The organism is Pseudarthrobacter sp. TE3704 (genome assembly GCF_056279405.1).
Genome location: NZ_JBWCCJ010000001.1, coordinates 262,946 through 282,914, shown reverse-complemented (window position 1 = coordinate 282,914; position 19,969 = coordinate 262,946). Strand labels below are relative to the sequence as shown.

17 protein-coding genes are annotated in these 19,969 nt (G+C 66.2%); 10 read left to right on the top strand and 7 right to left on the bottom strand.

All coding sequences use genetic code 11. From position 1 onward, the window contains the following. Positions 1-10: 10 nt before the first annotated feature. From ACZ9BC_RS01355 to ACZ9BC_RS01325, 7 genes are all read right to left on the bottom strand, one after another. Complete coding sequence (locus ACZ9BC_RS01355; protein ID WP_476244396.1) at positions 11-1,057, bottom strand: arabinan endo-1,5-alpha-L-arabinosidase; 1,047 nt, start codon at positions 1,055-1,057, stop codon at positions 11-13. A 1-nt stretch (position 1,058) separates the two neighbouring features. Continuing rightward, the gene (arfA, locus tag ACZ9BC_RS01350; RefSeq protein ID WP_476244822.1) at positions 1,059-2,564 is read right to left on the bottom strand and encodes an arabinosylfuranosidase ArfA; all 1,506 of its coding nucleotides are present in this window, start codon (positions 2,562-2,564) and stop codon (positions 1,059-1,061) included. 131 nt (positions 2,565-2,695) lie between these two features. After that, on the bottom strand, positions 2,696-3,370 hold the full coding sequence (locus tag ACZ9BC_RS01345) for a YesL family protein (protein WP_476244395.1): 675 nt from the start codon (positions 3,368-3,370) through the stop codon (positions 2,696-2,698). Next, positions 3,367-4,725, bottom strand: coding sequence for an arabinan endo-1,5-alpha-L-arabinosidase (locus ACZ9BC_RS01340; RefSeq protein ID WP_476244394.1), 1,359 nt, complete (start codon positions 4,723-4,725; stop codon positions 3,367-3,369). The genes ACZ9BC_RS01345 and ACZ9BC_RS01340 overlap by 4 nt, the downstream gene beginning before the upstream one ends. 3 nt (positions 4,726-4,728) lie before the next feature. Beyond that, the gene (locus ACZ9BC_RS01335) at positions 4,729-5,679 is read right to left on the bottom strand and encodes a carbohydrate ABC transporter permease (protein WP_476244393.1); all 951 of its coding nucleotides are present in this window, start codon (positions 5,677-5,679) and stop codon (positions 4,729-4,731) included. A gap of 11 nt (positions 5,680-5,690) precedes the next feature. Further along, positions 5,691-6,596 (bottom strand): carbohydrate ABC transporter permease, encoded by a 906-nt coding sequence (locus tag ACZ9BC_RS01330; RefSeq protein ID WP_476244392.1) that lies wholly within the window; start codon positions 6,594-6,596, stop codon positions 5,691-5,693. A 17-nt stretch (positions 6,597-6,613) separates the two neighbouring features. Further along, a complete protein-coding gene (locus tag ACZ9BC_RS01325) occupies positions 6,614-7,945 on the bottom strand; it encodes an ABC transporter substrate-binding protein (RefSeq protein WP_476244391.1) in 1,332 nt (443 codons plus the stop codon). Between the two features lie 310 nt (positions 7,946-8,255). On the opposite strand from ACZ9BC_RS01325, the gene ACZ9BC_RS01320 reads away from it, so the two are divergent. The 10 genes from ACZ9BC_RS01320 (at position 8,256) to ACZ9BC_RS01275 (ending at position 19,904) form a co-directional block, all read left to right on the top strand. After that, positions 8,256-9,743, top strand: coding sequence for an arabinan endo-1,5-alpha-L-arabinosidase (locus ACZ9BC_RS01320; protein WP_476244390.1), 1,488 nt, complete (start codon positions 8,256-8,258; stop codon positions 9,741-9,743). Positions 9,744-9,876: 133 nt separating this feature from the next. Continuing rightward, positions 9,877-10,587: an alpha/beta fold hydrolase gene (locus ACZ9BC_RS01315; RefSeq protein ID WP_476244389.1), complete on the top strand. Its 711-nt coding sequence runs from the start codon at positions 9,877-9,879 to the stop codon at positions 10,585-10,587. A 30-nt stretch (positions 10,588-10,617) separates the two neighbouring features. Next, positions 10,618-11,232, top strand: a complete 615-nt coding sequence (locus ACZ9BC_RS01310; protein ID WP_079599049.1) for a TetR/AcrR family transcriptional regulator — start codon at positions 10,618-10,620, stop codon at positions 11,230-11,232. A 105-nt stretch (positions 11,233-11,337) separates the two neighbouring features. Continuing rightward, a complete protein-coding gene (locus ACZ9BC_RS01305) occupies positions 11,338-12,561 on the top strand; it encodes an MFS transporter (RefSeq protein ID WP_476244388.1) in 1,224 nt (407 codons plus the stop codon). Positions 12,562-12,593: 32 nt separating this feature from the next. Then, the gene (locus ACZ9BC_RS01300) at positions 12,594-14,246 is read left to right on the top strand and encodes an amidohydrolase (protein ID WP_476244387.1); all 1,653 of its coding nucleotides are present in this window, start codon (positions 12,594-12,596) and stop codon (positions 14,244-14,246) included. 40 nt (positions 14,247-14,286) lie between these two features. Beyond that, complete coding sequence (locus tag ACZ9BC_RS01295) at positions 14,287-15,381, top strand: agmatine deiminase family protein (RefSeq protein ID WP_476244386.1); 1,095 nt, start codon at positions 14,287-14,289, stop codon at positions 15,379-15,381. Next, on the top strand, positions 15,378-17,114 hold the full coding sequence (locus ACZ9BC_RS01290; RefSeq protein WP_476244385.1) for an amidase: 1,737 nt from the start codon (positions 15,378-15,380) through the stop codon (positions 17,112-17,114). Before ACZ9BC_RS01295 ends, ACZ9BC_RS01290 begins: the two co-directional genes overlap by 4 nt. 183 nt (positions 17,115-17,297) lie before the next feature. After that, the gene (locus ACZ9BC_RS01285; protein ID WP_476244384.1) at positions 17,298-18,170 is read left to right on the top strand and encodes a pentapeptide repeat-containing protein; all 873 of its coding nucleotides are present in this window, start codon (positions 17,298-17,300) and stop codon (positions 18,168-18,170) included. A 91-nt stretch (positions 18,171-18,261) separates the two neighbouring features. Next, on the top strand, positions 18,262-19,518 hold the full coding sequence (locus ACZ9BC_RS01280; protein ID WP_476244383.1) for a D-arabinono-1,4-lactone oxidase: 1,257 nt from the start codon (positions 18,262-18,264) through the stop codon (positions 19,516-19,518). 50 nt (positions 19,519-19,568) lie between these two features. After that, positions 19,569-19,904, top strand: coding sequence for a hypothetical protein (locus ACZ9BC_RS01275; protein ID WP_476244382.1), 336 nt, complete (start codon positions 19,569-19,571; stop codon positions 19,902-19,904). Positions 19,905-19,969: the final 65 nt, after the last annotated feature.

Below are 19,969 nucleotides of genomic sequence, written 5' to 3'. Positions count from 1 at the left end.
CCGCAGCGAATCAGTCCTGGGGCACAGAGGGCCAGCCGTCCTTCCACTCCAGGTCCAGCAACCCCAACCGGAAGGCGCCGTCCAGGTCCTTTGCGTAGTAGTGGTAGGCGAGCGTTCCGCCGGAGATTGACTGCCCGCCCGGTCCCACCCGGTTGCCTGCCGCGCCCAGCACAGGCGTGCCGCCGCCGTCGAGCAGTGCCTTTCCCTCCGCATCCACGTACGGTCCGCTGATGCTGTCCGCCCTGCCCACGGCAATGTTGTACGTGCTCTCCAGCCCCTGGCAGCAGAAGTCGCGGGAGAAGAACAGGTAGTAGGCGCCGTCATGCGGCAGGATGTAGGGCGCCTCGATGGCGTTCGGCGGCTCTTGCCGGTCGGCAATCACCATGGGCTCCGCGGCATCGGCGCGCAGCCCTCCCGGCCACTCCAGCTGCACCAGCTGCAGGCCGGTCCAAAAGGACCCGAAGGACATCCACGGTGTCCCGTCCGCGTCCTCGGCGATGCCGGGATCGATCGCGTTGAACCGCTCCCCTTTCGAGGAGATCACCTGCCCCCGGTCCACCCACTGGTAGGCGGGGTCTGCCGGGTCCAGGGTGCTGTTGGTGGCCAGGGCGATCACGGAAAGGTTCTTGCCGAACGTCGACGCCGAGTAGTACAGGTACCAGGTGCCGTCATGCTGGTAGAGCTCCGGCGCCCAGAGGTTGTCCACGCCCGGCACCGCTTCCTTGAGCCAGGCCGGCTTCTCCTGCCACACCTCGCCCGCGTACTCCCAGTTCACGCCGTCGTCCGAACGGCGCACCTGAATGTTGCCGTCCGCCACCTGGCCGTTCCCCGTCGAATAGATGAACCAGGGCTCACCGTTCCCGCCCTTCACCAGGGCTGGATCATGGGTGAAGAAGTCACCACTGAGTTCAGCGGCCGGGCGAACGTCCGACACTGGGGGCGCTGCCCCGCATCCAGTCAGGACCAGCACGACGACGGCGGCCAGCACCGTCGCCAGCCGCACCACTGTCAGCCGGACAGCAGGGCGGCCGGCAGGGGACGCATTTGGCCGGGCCACGTCAGCCGAGCGCGACGGCGGACCAGGACACGGGCGGCAGGGTTACGGTGAGCGTGCCCTCCTCCAGGACGGCACCCTCCAGCTGCTTCAGGCCCACACGGTCCTGGTCCTGCAAGGTGTTCTTGGCGTACACGTCATCGTCGTGCAGGGTCACGGCCTCGGTGATGACGGTGGCGTTGAGTTCGGAGACGTTGACGGTCACGTCAATCGACTCGGTCAGGCTGCGGTTCACCAGGAAGATGGCCGATTCTCCCGTGGCGGCGTCCGTGGTTGCCACCGAGTCCACCAGCGGGGCCTCGCCGTACACCGCCGTCGTGTAGGTTCCGGCGTCGATCCGCGGCTTGAGGACCTCGCCCTTGGCCAGGCGGGAGGTGACGGAGAACGGGAAGAACGTGGTCTGCCGCCAGGTTGCCCCGCCGGGTTCGGTCATGATGGGCGCGATGACGTTGACCAGCTGGGCCAGGGATGCCGCGGCAACCCGGTCGTGGTTTTTCAGGAGCGTCATGAGGAGGTTGCCGAACACCACGGCATCGGCCACGGAGTAGGTGTCCTCCAGCTGGCGCGGCGCGTGCGTCCATTCGTCGTTGACCTCGTCGGAGGCCTGGTGCTCGTCCAGGTACCAGATGTTCCACTCGTCAAAGGAGAGCTGAATCGTCTTTTTGCTCTTGAGCTTGTGCTTGACGTGGTCCGCCGTGGCCACCACGGTTTCGATGAAGTACTGCATGTCCAGGGAGGAGGCGAGGTAGGAGCCCAGGTCCCCGTTGCGTTCCTGGTAGTAGGCGTGGCAGGAGATGTAGTCCACGTAGTTGTAGCTGTGCTCCAGCACCACCCGCTCCCACTCGCCGAACGTGGGCATGGAGGATCCGGAGGAGCCGCAGACCACCAGTTCCAGGTTCTTGTCCGCGGTCTTCATCGCGGACGCGGTGCGGGCGGCAAGCTTTCCGTAGTCCTCGGCGGACATGTGGCCGATCTGCCACGGCCCGTCCATTTCGTTGCCCAGGCACCACATCCGGATGTCGTAGGGGTCTTTGGTGCCGTTGGCGATGCGCTGCTCGCTCAGCGCGGTGCCGGACGGGTGGTTGGTGTATTCCAGCAGGTCGAGGGCGGCTTCGATTCCACGGGTTCCCAGGTTGACGGCCATCATGAGCTCCGAGCCGGTGAGCTTGCACCAGCGGGCGAACTCGTCCAGGCCCACCTGGTTGGATTCGAGCGAGTGCCAGGCGAGGTCGCGGCGTACCGGCCGCTGGTCCCGGGGGCCGACTCCGTCCTCCCAGCGGTAGCCGGAGACGAAGTTGCCGCCGGGGTAGCGGATGGTGCTGGAGCCGAGTTCCTTGACGAGTTCGATGACGTCCAGCCGGAAGCCGTCCTCGTTGGCAGTCGGGTGGCCTGGCTCGTAGATGCCGTCGTAGACACAACGGCCCAGGTGCTCGACGAAGGAACCGAAGATGCGGCGGCTGACGGGGGCCACCACGGCCGAACGCTCGACGGTGATGACAGTGGGCGCCACAACGGCCAGGGTGGTGTCTTCTGCGGCAGGAGAGGTAATGGTCACGGGGTTTTCCTTTTCTTTTATAACGTTGTAGATGCCGACTAGGTAGCGCTAAGTGTCGTTATGGGGTGCCAAAACGGCAGTTAGCGCTACCTAGTTGGGCTCGGGGAAGTGACTGGATGGTTGGACGCGGGACCTACGGTTTCAAGCGCAGCCAGCCGTCGTCCCACCAGCCAGCCGGACAGCAGCAGCGGAAGCGATGCGCCCACCAGCGGCAGCAGCACCGGCAGGGCAGAGAAGACGACGACGGCGGCAGCCAGGGTTGCCAGCAGGGACAGGGTCATGACCGGGGAAACAAGCGGCAGGACAAATGCCGTCCGCCAGATGCTTCGGACGGAGTCGCGGTACCGTCCGCACAGGGTTACCGCGGCGGCTGCTGCGAGGAGTGAAGCCCCGCCGGCCAGCGTGGACAGGAGTAGGAGGACGGCGTGCATCGGGGAAGCCTGGGCGCCGGACGGCACCGCTGCCGTGAGCAGGTTGAGGCCCAGCACCAGGGCGGCCAGCCAGAACACGCTGCCCACCAGGTTGGCGTGCCGGAACCGGGAGCGGTAGACGGCCACGAAGTCGCGCACTACATGTCCGGTTTCGCCGGCGCGCAGCCGGGACAGGACCGTGGTGGCAGCGACAGCCGCCGGGAACGCACCCAGGAGCACCAGGCCGGCAAGCGTTCCGCCGGCGAACAGCACGTTGACCAGGACCAGGGTGGTGGCGAACCGCAGCCAGTCCATGAGGCGTCCGGCCCATCCCAGGGGAGCCTCATTCATGAATCCTCCCGGGTGCCGCTCCACACCACTCCGTCAGCGGCGATACCACTGAAGGACAGGGCGGGACGGTTGCCCGCCCAATTCCACGAGGGGAACACGACGGCATCGAGTTCCACGGTGCCGCCGTCCGGATCCTGCAACCTGAGGAGCAGTTGCCGGGGTGCAGCCGGAGCGGTTTCGACGGCGACAGGGACCTGCAGGGCTGTGACGTGGCGCGATACCGCTTTCACGACGTCGGTGGACCCAGGATCGAACCGAAGGACCTGCCAGCTGCCGTCCACGGGAGCGGGAGCCGGCAGGACCTCGCTGTCCCTGCCTGCGTAGGGCTGCGGGGAGACCACAGGCCACCCTCCGGCGTTGAAGAACATGCGCCGCACCTGCACCACGTGCTGGCTCGGATCATCAGCGAAGCGGACGTGGTGCACAACAAAATACTCGTCGGTTCCGTCCGGGCCGGGCTGGACCAGGACCGAGTTGTGGCCGGGCGCGAGCCATCCTGTGCCGCCGGCGAAGCGGTAGCTCCCCAGGACCTTGGTGCCGATGGCGGACGGCAGGACATCCAGGTCCGTCAGGGACCGGCCACGGACATCGCGGTAAGGTCCGGTGATGTGGTCCGCCACCGCCACCCGCATGTTGTAGGTGCTGAAGAGGGAGTCGTAAGAGCAGAACAGGACGTAGCGGTCCTCTTCCGGGCGGTAGAGGATGAAGGCGCCCTCGATGGCCCGGTCCACGGATGCAGGTCGGCTGGCGACGCAGGTGCCCAGGTCACCCGCCCGAAGCGGGGTGCCGGACGTCGGGTCCAGCGGCAGGGTGTAGATCCCTGAAAAGAACGAGCCGTACGTCATCCAGGGTTGCCCGTCCCGGCCGAACGTGACAGCGGCGTCAATGGCGTTCTGCGTCTGTTCCCCGGACGTGGTCGCCACCACGATGCCGCGGTCCTCCCACGGGCCTTCGGGGGCAGGTGCCACCGCCAGCCCGATGGCGGACGTGTTGGAGCCGAAGGTCGAGGCGGAGTAGTACATGTGCCATCCGCCGGCCGGCCAGCGGACCACTTCCGGGGCCCAGAGCCCGCTCGCCCCGGACCAAGCGGCGGCAGCGGCAGGAACGCCGTCGAACGCTGTTCCTGCGTAGGTCCACCGCACCAGGTCAGGCGACGTGCGGATATGTACGCCAGCAGGAATATCTGTGGAATTGGCCACGGCGTCTGTGGAGAACATGTAGTAGGTGCCGTCGTCGTCGCGAACCACCGTGGGGTCGTGGGCGTGCCGGGCACCCCAGGAAGCGGGGTCGGCGGTGGTTTCCGCGGGGAGGAGCTCAGGCTGCACGCTCAGCTGGTCAAGGTTTGGATGCGGCATGGTTCAGCCCTTGGATCCGGAGAGCGCAATGGATTCGATGATCTGGCGCTGGAAGACGATAAAGACAATCAGCACCGGAAGCAGCGCAATGAAGGACGCCGCCATGATCAGCGGGTAGTCGGTCTGGATGGCGTACTGGGCGTTGAAGTTGGCAATCACCAGCTGGAGGGTCTGCGTTTCCGGCGAGTTGAGGTAGATGATGGGCGCCAGGTAGTCGTTCCACACGGCCATGAACCAGAGGATGAACTGTGCTGCGAGCGCCGGCCTGATGGCGGGCATGATCAGCGTCCAGAAGATCTGGACGTAGGAGGCACCGTCGATCCGCGCGGCCTCCACGATGGAATCCGGGACGCTGTTCAGGAACTGGCGCAGGAAGAAGATCATGATGATGTTGCCGAACAGCCCGGGCACAATCAACGGCAGCAGGGTGTCCACCCAGCCGATCCCGGCGAAGATGGTGAACTGCGGAATCATCAGCGTGGGGAACGGGATCATCAGGCCGGAGAGCAGCCCCAGGAAGAGCACGTTCTTGAACGGCATGCGCATCTTGGCGAACGCGAAGGCAGCGAGCGCGGACGTCAGCGACCCGATGATGGTCACCGAGCAGGCCACGATCAGGCTGTTCTGGATGCCGCTCAGAAGGGGGCCGGCGGTCCAGATGCGTGCATAGTTCTCCCAGACGAAGGGGTCCGGGATCCACTGCGGCGGAAGTTCGAAGACGCCGTCCTTCGTCTTCAACGAGGTCGAAAAGGTCCAGGCCAGCGGGGCGATCATCACCACGGCACCCAAGGACAGGATGACGGTGGTGAGGAGGTTTCCCAGCCGGGTGCGGTCCTTGACCGAGCGCCCGCCCGGGTCCTTGGCGGGACCGGCCGGCCGGCTGGACAGGCCGGCGACGGGAATGGCGTCCGTGGGTTCCAGCGGCGGGGTGGTGATCACGTTCTGTGCGGACATGGCTGCCTGCCTCAATCGATCGAAAACTGGTTGCGGCGGTTGAGCCGGAACTGGATGAAGGTAATGATGAACACCAGCAGTCCCAGGACCACCGACATGGCTGAGGCGTAGCCCATCTGCAGGTTGTCGAACGCTTTCTGCCAGATGTACCAAACGATGGACGCGGACTCGAATTCGGGCCCGCCGGTGGGGGTCATGATGTTGATTTCCACGAAGATCTGGGATCCGCCGATGATGCTGGTGACGATCAGGAAGAACGTAACCGGGCGGACCATGGGGATGGTGATGTGGCGGAACTGCTGCCAGGCCGTGGCGCCGTCGAGCGCTGCCGCCTCATAGAGGTAGCGGGGCACGGACTGCAGGGCTGCCAGGTAGAGCAGCATGGAGTAGCCCAGGCCCTTCCAGATGGCCATGATGATGAGCGCAGGTTTGACGGTTGCGGTGTCCTGGAGCCAGTTGGGGCCGTCGATGCCCACCAGGGCGAGGCCCTGGTTGATCAGGCCGAAGTCGCCGTTGAAGGCCCATTGCCACAGGATGGCGACGGCGGCGATGGACGAGATCACTGGCAGGTAGTAGACCGTGCGGAAAAAGGTTGTTCCGCGCATCTTGCGGTTCATCGCCAGGGCGAGTGCCAGGGAGATGACCAGCCCGATGGGGATGCCGATCATCATGTACAGCGTGTTCCACAGCGACTTCAGGAAGTAGCGGTCGCCGAACATCTTGGTGTAGTTGTCCAGGCCCTTGAAGACCGGCGCCGAGATGCCGTTCCAGTTGGTGAAGGACGCGTAGACGGAGAAGAGGAGCGGGAAGAGCGTAAAGAGGAGGAAGCCGATCACCGGTATGGCAACGAAGAGGAGCGCTGCCTGGTGTTCCTTCCGGTGAAGCCGTGAGCGTCGCGGGCGCGTAATGGTTGTCATACCGGTGATCACAGCTCCTAGTTGCCGGCCTGCTGGTTGGCGGCGTCCAGGAATTCCTGCATTCGGGGCTGCGCCTCCTTCAGGTAGTCGGCGGCCGTCTGCTTGCCGTCAAGCACAGGCTGGATGTTGGTGAAGAGTTCGTCGTACCACTCGGCGTTGAAGGTGTTGCCGCCGGGAAGCGCCCGGCCGTAGTCCTTCACGATTTCCAGGAACTCTGCCTTGTTGGCAGGCTTGGTGGTGGTGTCCGCAGCCCAGGCCTCGGCCATGTCCTTCAGGTTGGGGATCTGGATTCCGGCGTCCACCAGGCTTTGCTGGGCTTCCTTGTTCGCGGTGAGATACTCCACGAGCTTGACCGCGTCCTCCGGGTGCTTGGTGCTCTCCGAAACGGCGATGCCCAATGTTCCGATCCAGCTGGCGGTTTCGCCGGACTCGCCTGCCGGGTACGGGATGACATCCCAGTCGAAGCCGAGCTTCTGGTAGGTGGACAGGTCCCAGGGGGCGATGGGGAAGAAGCCGATTTCACCCTTCATCCAGCGCTGGTAGGTGTCCAGGGTCTGGGCCTCGGCAACAGAGGGGGTGACGGCATGGACGTTCTGAAGGTCGGCGAACCACTGCAGGGATTCGGCGAATTCGGGAGTGTCCACGGTGACCTTGGTCCGGTCCTCGTTCAGCCAGTCGCCGCCGTTGGACCAGACGAAGGGCTGCAGGTTCCACTGGACGTTCAGGCCGGTCCCCCACTGGTCCAGGGTTCCGTCGCCGTTGGTATCGGCCGTCAGCTTCTTGGCGGCAGCCACGAATTCGTCAAACGTGTACGGCTTGTCCTTGTCCGGCAGGGGGATGCCGGCCTTTTCCAGCATGGTCTTGTTGTAGCCGAAGGAGAACGGTCCCACGTCCTTGGGGAGGGCGTAGATGGCACCTTCTCCCACGCGCTTGCCGTCGTAGCGGTAGCTGTCCACGCCGTATTCCCAGATGTTGTCCAGGTCGATGGTGTCCGAGCCTTCCACGTATTCAGTGATGTCCTTGACGATGCCGTTCTGCACGTAGGCCTGGACATCCCCGGGGCCGATATAGAAGACGTCCGGAACCTGCTTGCCGGCGATGGCGGCCTTCAGTTTGGTGGCGTACTGGTCTGCGGTGGTGACAATGATGTCCACGTCCACGTTGTTGTCGGCCTCGAACTGGGCCACAGCCTTCTCGTAGGCCTTCTTTTCATCTTCACCCCCGCGGAACATGAAGGTGAGCTTCTTTTCCCCGCTGTCCTCGGCGGTGGGGGCGGAGCAGCCGCCGAGCATGAGGCCGGCGGCGGTAAAAAGCGCCAGGGTCGCGGCCATGGGACGTGACTTCATCATCACGCAGTCCTTCCGGGTTGGGTGGAGCAAACAAGTTTATGGGCTGAGGCGGTACTGGAGCCCCACTGTCCGCGGTGGCGGACCGGCATCCGGGGCGGAACCTTTGCAACGTTGTAAGAAACCATCACACAGCCCTCAAGCTGCCGTCAAGGGTCCAGAAGCAGATTCTTTTCCCTCCCGGACGGCTTCCTTGACTCCACAAGGGGGGCATGCCATATTTCTCGTTACAACGTTGCAAGGTCTCGTGCCGCAGGGCGCATCCCCGCTGCTGCTCAACTTTCCTAATCCACCTTTTCGGAAGGACAACGTGATGATGAAGTCACGTCCATGGGCGCTGCGCGCCGCAGGATTGGCAGCAGCGGCAGGTATCGCCCTGGCGGCGCCAGCCCTCCCCACGACCGCTGCCCCCGGCAGCGCTGATGTCCCACAGCATGTCCAGTCCAGCCAGCCGGCAGGACAGAAACCGGCGCCGCAGAACCTCCCAAGCGATCTTCCTGGCGGCAAAACCGTGGTGGGCCAGACGGCCCCCATCCATGACCCGGCGCTGATCGTCGCCGACGACGGCACCTGGTACGTCTACTCCACCGGTTTAGTGAACCGGGAGAATGGCGGCACCATCCAGATCTGGTCGTCGCGTGACCAGGGCACAACCTGGAGCTACACCGGAACGGTCTGGGACAAGATCCCGGCCTGGATTGATGAGCACTTCGCCGACGGCGAGCTGCCGGGCAACCTTTGGGCGCCGGAGATCACCGAACATAACGGGACCTACTACCTGTACTACTCGGCGTCGCGCTTTGGCGGGAACAATTCCCTCACAGCCCTCGCCACCAACACCACCCTCGACCCCAATGATCCGGACTATGAGTGGGTGGACCAGGGCCTGGTGGTTTCGTCCCCGGCCACCGGGCTGGATCCCGCCAACCCCGGCAAGACCTTCAACGCAATAGACGCCGGCATTGTCGAGGACACGGACGGCACCCCCTATATGGCCATCGGATCCTTCTGGTACGGGATTTTCCTCGTCCCCATCGAATGGCCCAGCGGCAAACCGGTCAGCGACTGGCAGTCCAAAACGGTGAACATCGCGGACCGGTTTATGCCCGGCAATCCCGTCGAGGCGCCGTACATCACCAGGCACGGCGGCTACTACTACCTGTTTGTCTCTTTTGATTCCTGCTGCCGCGGCGCGGATTCCACCTACAAGGTGGCGGTGGGCCGGTCCACTTCCGTCAAGGGGCCCTACCTGGACAAGGAGGGCCGCGACATGTTCGGCGGAGGCGGTTCAGTAGTCCTGGATTCGCATGGTGCAGTGACCGGACCGGGCGGGCAGTCGGTCTTCGGCGACTACCTGGCCTTCCACTACTACGACGGCTCCAACCAGGACCTCCCCTACTTCCCAACGCTGGGCCTCCAGAAAATCGACTGGGTGGACGGCTGGCCCGAGTTCGACCAGACGGTGGAGCTGCCGGCGGTCCTGAAGCAGCCCAAGGCCACAGTCTCTGCCACACCCGCCAGCGTCACCGCCACGGCCACAGGCACTCCCGGCCCAGTGGCTGTGTGGGAAATTTCGCCCGACGGCGGCGCGACCTGGCAGCCGGCGGACATCCAGCCGGTCACGAGGCGGACGGACGAAGGCTTCTACCGTTCCGCGCTTGAGCTTCCCGGCAGGGACGGCACACAGCAGGACATCATGGTGCGAGCCGTGTTCCAGAACGCCCACGGCAAAGCCGCCACCGACGCCCTCGCGGTCCCGCCCGTCCACGGCAACGCGGCAGCCGGGAACCCTGCACGGTGACGGACGCCGCCAGTGCCAGGAAGGACAAACGGGAGATGAGAGCCTCGTGTTTGCAGTCCATGCCCTGCCCAAGTGCAGGACGGGCCACCTTTTGTCCGTCCAGTTAGTCAGCACCAGGGAGTAGGGTTCCGTCATGGACATCATCCTGGTTCCCGGTTTCTGGTTGGACGCTTCCTCCTGGGAGGAGGTGACGCCGGCGCTCGAGGCCGCAGGACACCGCACGCATCCCCTGACGCTGCCCGGGCTTGAAAGCGTGGACGCCAACCGCGCAGGGATCGGCCTCCACCAGCACATTGTTGCCGTCACGGCTGCCGTGGATGGCATCGAGGGAAAGGTGGTCCTGGTGGGACACTCGGGCGGCGGCGCCATCATCCATGCCGTGGTGGACGCCCGGCCAAACAAGGTGGAACGGGCCATCTACGTGGACAGCGGCCCCCTTGGTGAGGGCGGGGTCATCAACGATGAACTGCCGGCCGACGGGGACGACGTTCCGCTGCCGCCATGGGAAGGGTTCGAGGACGCCGACCTGGTGGACCTCGATGACAGCCTCCGGGCGGCGTTCCGGGCGCGTGCCATTCCGCAGCCGAAAGGCGTTGCCTACGACCAGCAGCATCTTCACGACGAACGCCGCTACGAGGTGCCGGCCACCATCATCGCGTGCGAATTCCCCTCGGCCATGCTTCAGGAATGGATCGCGGCCGGCCACCCGTTTGTTGCCGAACTGGCCCGCGTCCGCGATGTGGAATACGTGGACCTGCCCACCGGCCACTGGCCCCAGTTCACCAGGCCCGCGGACCTGGCCCGGGCCATCCTGGCGGCGGTGGAGCGGACAACGGCCAGCTAGATTGAACGGACCACCTGCCGAGGAGTCCACATGCCGCGCCCCCGATCCCCGCTCCTTTCCGTCGACGCCATCGTTGGCGCCGCCCTCTCCCTGGTGGACGCCACCGGCGACTTCAGCTTTCCCAAAGTGGCCAGGGAACTCGGGGTCAGCCAGGCATCCCTGTACAACTACATCGACAACCGCGAACACATCATCGAGCTGATGCGGGGACGCGTTTTTTCCGCCCGGGACCCCCTCGATACCCAGTACCTGCCCTGGGACGAGGCGCTCCGGATCCTCGCCCACAAATACCGAGACTGCCTGGTGGACCACCCCCGGCTGGTGCCGCTGCTCGTGACCCAGACCGTGCAGGACCTCGGTGTAATGCGCATCTACGAGGACATGGCCATCGTCCTGGGCAAGGCTGGCCTGGCAACCCCTGCGATCGTCCCGGCCATCACTGCGCTGGACTACCTGGTCCTTGGTTCGGCGCTGGAACTCACTGCCCCGGACGTCGTCTGGTCTCCCCCACCGGGGCAATTCCCGGCACTGTCCGGGGCCATTGCCGACCTCGGGTCCCCGGCGGAACGTTCGGACACCGCGTTTTCCTTCGGACTCGAAACACTGCTGGCCGGGATTAGGGCGGTCACAAAAGCAAGTTTCTGAAAGGCTTTCACAAAAACCCTTGTGCTGGCGGCAAGGCATCTTCATAATAAATGAAGGCCATTCATTTTGTGACGGCCTTCACTCCATCCCAGCAAGGAGAAGCCCATGTCCCCGGACGATAACCACATAGGGCGCGTTCCCCTCACCGCCACCAGGGCGGTTTCCGTATTCGGCATCAGTGTTGTTGGCTTCATGACCGCCAACCTGGTGCCCGTCATGATCGTCGCCCTGACCGGAGAACTCGGCTTTTCCGATACAGAGGCGGGCACGCTGATGACCGGCTCGCTGCTCGCCTGCGCCGTCGCCTGCCTGCTCACCTCCAAGTGGGCTGCCGCGAACGGGCGGTACACCGTGGCCCGGGCCGGACTCGTCCTGACGGCGGCAGGCTTCGGCGCTGCCGCGTTTATCCCGTCCGCACCCGTCGTCGTCGCGGGCGTCCTGGTTGGCGGCCTTGGAGCGGGCGGCGCTGTTTCGGCAGGCGGCGCCGCGCTCGGCGCCCTCCGCAACCCTGACCGCGCTTCCGGCATCAGCGGCTTTGCCAACCGCGCCATCGTTTCGGTGGTCCTGTTCATCATTCCCGCGCTGGGCGCAGGCATGGGCAGCGCATTCGGCCTGCTCGCGGGGCTCGCCCTGGCCGCCCTCTTCACCACCGCCTGGCTCCCGGACCGTCCCGTCAGTTCCGGCGTCACTCCGCTGGCAGTCTCCGCACCGGCCAAGAATTCAAAGCCCACCACCCTGGCGGGCATCGGCCTGCTGGCCTGCTTCGCCCTCTGGGCACTCAGCGAGGACTCCCTGTGGGCCGTCGCGGCCACCATGGGAGCGGACCAGGCGCAGCTCGACGAGACCGGCATGGGACTGGTCCTGAGCCTCTCCACCCTGGGCGGACTGCTCGCCTCCGGGCTGGTGGGACTCGCCGGGCGCAGGCTCGGACGGACCGCACCGCTGGCCGTGGCACTCATTGCCGGAGCCGCACTCAAGATGCTTTCCGGAACCGTGACGGAACCCAACCTGTACATCGCGGTCATCATCGCCTGGAACACCATCTACATCCTGGCCTTCATCTATATCGTGGCAACCGCCGCCGCCCTGGACGCCTCCGGGCGCTGGTCCGCGCCGGTGCTCGGCGTCTACCTGATCGGATCTTCCTTCGCGCCGTTCTTCGGAACCTTTGTTTCCACTGCCGCAGGGTACGACGTCCTCGGCTACGTCCTGGCCGGGATGACCCTCGTCCTGATGGTTCCGCTGCTCCTCATCTCCCGGATCTCCGTCCGGACCGAAGAAGCCGCCGCCGCGCCGCCGTCGGACATCAACAAAGCAGCCATCGCCTGATGACCCGCCCCTTACTGAAAGAAAGCACTCCCTTGCCTGCACGCACGCTCTATACCAACGCCACCGTATTCACCGCCGACGGCTCCCTTGCGGAGGCCTTCGTGGTGGAGGGCGCCCGGTTCATCCACGTCGGCACTGAAGCCGATGCCCGGAAAGCCGCCCGCGAAAAAGCCGTTGAAGTGGACCTTGCCGGCGGCTTTGTCCTGCCCGGCTTCATCGATGCCCACACGCACCTGCTGATGATGGGCCAGGCCCTGAAGAAGGTCCCCCTCCGGGAGGCAGCGGATCCCCGGGATCTGCAGCGCCGCCTCCGCGAGGCCGCTGCCGCCGGCGATGCCCCCCGGATCCTGGGCGCAGGATGGCTCTACAGCTCCCTGGACGGCCAGCGCCCCACCCGGGAGCTGCTGGACGAAGCGGTGCCGGACCGTCCTGTCTACCTGGATGCCAACGACCTGCACTCGGTGTGGGTCAACAGCGCAGCCCTGGCCGAACTGGGGATCGATGACAATACTCCCGACCCCATCGGCGGACGGATCGGTCGCGACCCTGCCACCGGGAAGGCGGACGGCATGCTGTACGAGACGGCAGCCCAGCAGATCATCTGGCCCGCCCTGGCCGGCTACCTCACGGACGAGGACCGGGATGCCCAGCTGGAGGAGGCCTTCGCGAACTATCTCGCCGTGGGTGTCACCGGGGCCGTGGACATGGCCGTGCAGGACGATGACCTTGCCGCCTTCCGGCGCGCCATGGAACGCCGCGGCGGCGCCCTGCCCATCAGGGTCAAGGGGCACCTCCTGGTGGAGCGCCATGAAGCCGAAGCCGACAACCTGGCGCAGGTGGCGAAGGCGGCATGGCTCGCCGCCGAGCTCGACGGCGGGTGGCTGCAGATCTGCGGCATCAAGCTGATGGTGGACGGCGTCATAGACAGCTGCACCGCCGCGATGAAGGAACCGTACGCCGACGGCAGCACCTGCGAGCCCATCTGGGACCGGGAATCCCTGACCCCCGTGGTAGTGGCAGCGGACGCGGCGGGCCTACAGATAGCCCTGCACGCCATTGGTGACGAGGCCTCGGACATCGCGCTGGACGCCCTCGAGGAGGCGTACCTCCGGAACGGTCCGCGGGAGCGGCGGCACCGCATCGAGCACCTGGAAACGGTCACCGGGGCCAACGTGAAGCGCCTGGCAGCCCTCGGGGTGGTGGCATCCATGCAGCCTGTCCACGCGGACCCGGCCATCCAGGACAACTGGCGGAGCGTCCTTGGCGACCACCGCATCGAGCGGGCTTTTCCCTGGACGGAGTTCACGGAAGCCGGCGCAACCCTCGCGTTCAGCACCGATGCACCCACCGCTCCGCACCAGCCGCTGCCCAACATGTACGTCGCCTCCACCAGGCGCTCGGCACTGGATCCCACCCTTGAAGCGAACCTGCCGGACTATGCCATGGAGCTCGCTGAGGCGTTGTGCCATGCCACCCGCGACGCCGCTTTCTCCTGCAGGGCGGAGGAGCAGCAGGGCCGGATCGCTGCCGGCTACCTTGCCGACTTCACCGTCCTGGACACCAACCCGCTCCAGGCAGACCCCTCACAACTGCTCACCAACCACGCCCGGCTCACCGTAGTGGGCGGCACAACAGCGTACGACGCCGGCACGGCCGCAGCTTCCCGCCGCACCGCAGCCGCATAAAGCGCAACCAGAGACAACCAGAAAGAACGTAGGAAGACAGATGAAACCAGCCCCCGCCCCCGCCGAGGCCGCAACGGCTTTCGATCCGGCTGCCACCGGCTCCATGCCTGCCGAATGGGAAGCCCATGACGGCACCTGGATGGCCTTTCCGCCGCCTAACGAAACCTTCGGTGAAGTGGGCAGCCCCACGCTCGACCGCGCCCGGGCCGCCTGGACTAACGTAGCCCGCACCATCGCCCGCCACGAGCCGGTCACCGTCCTGGCCGATCCGCGCGACGCCACCGCCGCCCGGGAGTGGCTGGGGGACGGGATCACCGTGGTGGAAGTCCCGCTGGACGACGCCTGGCTGCGTGACAGTGGACCCACGTTCGTCCACCGGCCGGACGGGTCACTGGCCGCCGTCGACTGGATCTTCAACGGCTGGGGTGCGCAGGAGTGGGCCTCCTGGGCAAATGACCAGGAGGTGGCCCGCACAGTATCGGCGGAGGCCGGGGTTCCGGTCCGGCCCAGTTCGCTGGTTAATGAAGGCGGCGGCTTCCATGTGGACGGCGAGGGGACCGTCCTGCTCACCGAGACGGTCCAGCTGGATCCGGGACGCAACCCCGGAGCCACGAAGGAATCGGTTGAAGCAGAAATCCACGCAGCCCTGGGCACCACCAAAGCCATCTGGCTGCCGCGGGGCCTGACGCGGGACTACGACGAGTTCGGAACACGCGGGCACGTTGACATTGTGGCGGCCTTCGCCGGCCCGGGCACCGTCCTGCTGCACCGCCAGGATGACCCGGCCCACCCGGACTATGAGGTCTACCTGGAACTCCGCTCCGTCCTCGCCGGGGAGGTGGATGCCAAGGGCCGTCCCCTGCGGATCATCGACGTCCCCGCACCCACCGTCCTGCAGGACGAGGAAGGCTTCGTGGACTGGTCCTACATCAACCACTACGTGGCGAACAACGCGGTGGTGCTGTGCGCTTTCGACGACCCCAATGACGCCATCGCCGCCGGCATCCTGGAACGCGCCTATCCGGGACGGACCGTGGAGCTGGTGGACGCCCGCGACATCTTCGCCTTCGGCGGCGGCATCCACTGCATCACGCAGCAGCAGCCGGCGCCCGCACCGAAGGGAGCTCCGGCGTGAGCCCGTTCAATGTCGTGGAAGCAGGCATCGCCCAGCTTCGTGCAGCGCTTGAGGCAGGTGAGGTGACCAGCGAGGAGCTGGTGCGCCTCTACCTGCAGCGGATCGAGAAGTATGACTCATCAGGCATATGCCTGAACGCGCTCGTGGTGATGAACCCGGAAGCGCTGGCGGATGCCAGGGCATCGGATGAGCGCAGGGCCAGGGGCGGCATCCTGGGACCGCTGGACGGCATCCCGTACACAGCCAAGGACAGCTACCAGGCAAAGGGCCTGACCGTCGCCGCCGGGTCCCCCGCCTTCAAGGACCTCGTGGCGCAGAAGGACGCCTTCACCATCGAACGGCTGCGGGCCGGCGGTGCTGTCCTCATCGGACTGACCAACATGCCGCCCATGGCCAACGGCGGCATGCAGCGCGGGGTATACGGCCGGGCGGAAAGCCCCTACAACGAGGACTACCTCACGGCCGCCTTCGCCTCAGGGTCCTCGAACGGGTCCGGAACAGCCACCGCGGCCAGCTTCGCGGCCTTCGGCCTCGCGGAGGAAACCTGGTCATCAGGCCGTGCGCCGGCGTCGAACAATGCCCTCTGCGCCTACACCCCGTCACGGGGCATGATCTCCGTCCGCGGCAACTGGCCGCTGGTCCCCACCATGGACGTGGTGGTTCCGCACACCCGGACGATGGACGACATGCTGGAAGTCCTGGACGTGGTGGTGGCGGACGACGCCGAAACCCGCGGCGACTTCTGGCGTGTCCAGCCGTGGGTTCCGCTCCCCAAGGCATCCGAAATCCGCCCCGATTCCTACGTGGAACTGGCGGTTCCGGACCGGGCCGCGGCTGTCCGCGTGCTGGCCGGTAAGCGCGTAGGCGTTCCGCGGATGTACATCAACGCGGACCCGGACGCCGGTACGGCAGGCAGTCCCGGCATCGGCGGACCCACCGGGCAGCGTATCCGGACACGCGCCTCCATCATTGAGCTGTGGAACGCGGCACGGCAGGACCTGCAAGCTGCCGGCGCCGAGGTTATCGAGGTGGACTTCCCTGTGGTTTCGAACTACGAAGGCGACCGTCCCGGAGCGCCCACCATCGGCACCCGCGGCCTGGTATCGCCCGAGTACCTGCGCCGCGAAATCGTGGACCTGTCCGCCTGGGGATGGAACGACTTCCTGGACGCGAACGGGGATCCGCAACTGAGCCGCCTGGCCGACGTCGACGGCGCCGCGATCTTCCCCGCGCCGGACGGATCGCTGCCGGACCGCTATCACGGGTTCGACGACGACATCAGCGACTATCCCGCCTGGATCCGGAGGGAGGGGGTTCCGTCCCTGACGGACATCCCGCATCTCAATGCCGGGCTTAACGGACTTGAAGAAACCCGCCGCATGGACCTCGAAGAGTGGATGGACGGCCTGGGCCTGGACGCTGTTGTGTTCCCGGCGGTTGCCGACGTGGCGCCCTCCGACGCCGACCGCAACGAGGCCTCCGCAGACCTCGCGTGGCGCAACGGGGTATGGGTGGCGAACGGGAACCTGGTTCCCCGTCACCTGGGCATCCCCACCGTCACCGTTCCCCTGGGAATGGCAGCGGACATCGCCATGCCCGTGGGTTTCACCCTGGCCGGCAGGGCCTACAGCGATACCGACCTGCTGCAGCTGGCCGCGGCCTTTGAGGCCACCGGCACGCGCCGTGTCCCGCCGCCCCGCACCACGTCCCCGGAAGAGGCTGAAGAGGCCTGACGGCCGGCTGCGCAAGAGGCTACGCTGGTGGCAGTGACTTTCATATCCTGCCTGTGACCCACAGCCTTCCGCAGTTCCCGTCGCTCCCCAGCGGAGCGGTGATTCCGCGTGCCCAGGAGGGGAACCCGACCACGGGTTCCCCTCCTCCCCGCACCAGCATCGGAACCACTTTCGGGAGACCCCATGAACGCCCACCCAACCCCCGGCACAGCTGCACCCATCCTCGAACAGGATGCGCTGCGCCCTGACTGCTCCAGCTGCTTCGCGCTCTGCTGCACCGCCTTCGGATTTACCCGCACGGCCGACTTCGCCATCGACAAGCCGCCCGCCGCACCGTGCCCCAACCTGGCCACGGACTTTTCCTGCACCATCCACGACCGGCTCCTGCCCAGGGGCTTCCGCGGCTGTACCGTCTTTGACTGCTTTGGTGCCGGCCAGGCGGTCAGCCAGCGCCTGTTCAAGGGCATCAGCTGGCGGGAGGCACCGGCGTCCAGCCAGGCCATGTTCGCTTCCTTCAAAACCATGAAGCAGCTGCACGAAATGCTCTGGCACCTTGCCGAGGCTGAAGCCCGGACGTTCAGCCCGGACTCCGCGGACGAGGTCCACAGGCTGCGGTCCATCCTCCAGGCCGCGGCCGACGGCCCCGTGGAGGACCTGCTGGACCTTGACCTCGAGTCCCTCCATCAGCGCACGGGCGGGATGTTGCGCGAGGTCAGCGAGGAGGTCCGTGCCGGCTATTTCGGCGGGGATGTCAGCGCTGCCACAGGCCTGCGGCCCGGTGCAGACCTGGCAGGTGCCAACTTCCGTGACGGGCAGTTGTGCGGGGCAGACCTCCGCGGGGCCTGCCTCATCGCCGCCGACCTGCGGGGCACGGACCTCACGGGCGTGGACCTGCTGGGTGCCGACCTCCGCGATGCCAGGCTCGACGGCGCCGACCTCTCCGGCGCGCTCTTCCTCACCCAGGCGCAGGTCAATTCAGCCCGGGGCACCTGGGCCACGCGGCTGCCGCGCGTGCTTTCCCGTCCGGACCACTGGAGCCAGGAAAAAGGAGCGTGATCCCGTTCCAGTCCTGGCCCGCCTTGACAGCGCATTTGTTAGCGCTGACAGTAAGGGGAGCCAAATTGAACCCAAGCGGAAAGCCGACCGAATGAAGAACTGGGCAGGAAACCTTGAATACGCGTCAGCCGACGTCCGGCGGCCGGAGTCCGTGGCTGAGCTCGCCGAGGTGGTGGCCCGCTCACCCCGCGTGAAGGCGCTGGGCTCCCGGCACTCCTTCAACCGGGTGGGGGATACCGACGGCGTACACATCCTGCTGGATGCCCTGCCGCAGCAGATCGACCTCGACTCAGCCAAGGGGACGGTCCGGGTCAGCGGCGGCGTGAGCTACGGTGCCCTCTGCCGCACCCTGGAGCAGTCCGGCGTGGCAATTCACAACCTTGCCTCGCTGCCGCACATCTCGGTGGCCGGGGCAGTGCAGACCGGCACCCACGGCTCCGGCGTGGACAACCAATCGCTGGCGGGCGCCGTCGAAGCAATCGAACTGGTGAGGCCCTCGGGCGAACAGGTGCGGTTGTCCCGCGCGGACGGGGACGAGTTCCTGGCATGCGTGGTGGGCATGGGTGCCCTGGGCATCATCACCGGCCTGGAACTCGCAGTCCGCCCCAGCTTCCGGATGCGCCAGCGGGTTCTGGTGGACCTGCCATGGGACCGTGCCCTGGAAAGCTTCAACGACCTCGTGTCCGGCGCCTACAGCGTGAGCCTCTTTACCACCTACTCCGGGGAAGCCATCAGCCAGGCCTGGTTCAAGGCATTGGATGAAGAGCCTGCGCTGGCGGACCTGTTCGGCGCAACCGTCGCCCTCACTCCCCGGCACCCCCTGCCGGACATGTCAGCTGAGAACTGCACGCTCCAGATGGACGAGCCCGGCCTATGGCTTGACCGGCTGCCGCACTTCCGCCATGAGTTCACCCCGAGCAAGGGCGAGGAGCTGCAAAGCGAGTTCATCCTGCCGCTGGAGCACGCGCCGGCTGCCATCGAGGCCGTGCGCAGCATCGCGGACAGGCTGGCGCCCCTGCTGTTCGTTTCGGAGATCCGCACGGGCGCCGCGGACGAGTTCTGGCTCAGCCCCTTTTACCGGCAGCAGAGCGTGGCGCTGCACTTCACGTGGAAGCCGCTGCAGCCGGAGGTCGAGGCCGTCCTGCCGGAGCTCGAGGACCTGCTGCGGCCCTTCGGTGCCAGGCCGCATTGGGGGAAGCTGTTCTCGCCGGAGGGCCACGACTGGGAGCAGCTCTATCCCCGCTTCGCAGCCTTCCGTTCCCTCGCGTCGGCCCACGATCCCGAGGGCAAGTTCCGCAACGCGCTGCTGGACAGCATCCTGGGCGTACCCGCCTCCAGCGCCCGCTGAGCCGTTCACCCGCGCCGGTCCCCCGGCGCACTAAGGGTTAGGCTGGACAGATGAAACGCCGCCTTGCCGCCCTGTCCGCTGTCCCCCTGATGCTGCTGCTTGCCGGCTGTGGTGCCGTGGAGGAAGCGGCAAGCAACGCAGCAAGTGATGCTGCGTCCAAAGTCGCCACCGCTGCCGCCGACGAAGTGAACCGGCAAATCTGTGCCGTCATCGAGGATGGCCTGGTCAGCGTGGAGGACAAGCAGGTGCTGGCAGGCTTGGTTTCCGCTGCCCGGACCGCGGGTGTTCCGACGGAAATCACGACGCCGTTGGGCGAGATTGCGGCGGCCGGGGACCAGGTGCCGGAAGGCTCGGTCAAGGCATTGAGGGACGCCTGTTCCGCGTAGAAATTGGCCCGGAAATTCCCCCTTTAGCCCCCTGCATCCTGGTGCTACGGTGAAATGACGAACTA

Bases quoted from the DNA above. Each gene is read 5' to 3' on its own strand.
- ACZ9BC_RS01345 (WP_476244395.1), bottom strand. From the start codon at position 3,370: ATGAATGAGGCTCCCCTGGGATGGGCCGGACGCCTCATGGACTGGCTG.
- ACZ9BC_RS01340 (WP_476244394.1), bottom strand. From the start codon at position 4,725: ATGCCGCATCCAAACCTTGACCAGCTGAGCGTGCAGCCTGAGCTCCTC.
- ACZ9BC_RS01335 (WP_476244393.1), bottom strand. From the start codon at position 5,679: ATGTCCGCACAGAACGTGATCACCACCCCGCCGCTGGAACCCACGGAC.
- ACZ9BC_RS01330 (WP_476244392.1), bottom strand. From the start codon at position 6,596: ATGACAACCATTACGCGCCCGCGACGCTCACGGCTTCACCGGAAGGAA.
- ACZ9BC_RS01325 (WP_476244391.1), bottom strand. From the start codon at position 7,945: ATGATGAAGTCACGTCCCATGGCCGCGACCCTGGCGCTTTTTACCGCC.
- ACZ9BC_RS01320 (WP_476244390.1), top strand. From the start codon at position 8,256: ATGATGAAGTCACGTCCATGGGCGCTGCGCGCCGCAGGATTGGCAGCA.
- ACZ9BC_RS01315 (WP_476244389.1), top strand. From the start codon at position 9,877: ATGGACATCATCCTGGTTCCCGGTTTCTGGTTGGACGCTTCCTCCTGG.
- ACZ9BC_RS01310 (WP_079599049.1), top strand. From the start codon at position 10,618: ATGCCGCGCCCCCGATCCCCGCTCCTTTCCGTCGACGCCATCGTTGGC.
- ACZ9BC_RS01305 (WP_476244388.1), top strand. From the start codon at position 11,338: ATGTCCCCGGACGATAACCACATAGGGCGCGTTCCCCTCACCGCCACC.
- ACZ9BC_RS01295 (WP_476244386.1), top strand. From the start codon at position 14,287: ATGAAACCAGCCCCCGCCCCCGCCGAGGCCGCAACGGCTTTCGATCCG.
- ACZ9BC_RS01285 (WP_476244384.1), top strand. From the start codon at position 17,298: ATGAACGCCCACCCAACCCCCGGCACAGCTGCACCCATCCTCGAACAG.
- ACZ9BC_RS01280 (WP_476244383.1), top strand. From the start codon at position 18,262: ATGAAGAACTGGGCAGGAAACCTTGAATACGCGTCAGCCGACGTCCGG.
- ACZ9BC_RS01275 (WP_476244382.1), top strand. From the start codon at position 19,569: ATGAAACGCCGCCTTGCCGCCCTGTCCGCTGTCCCCCTGATGCTGCTG.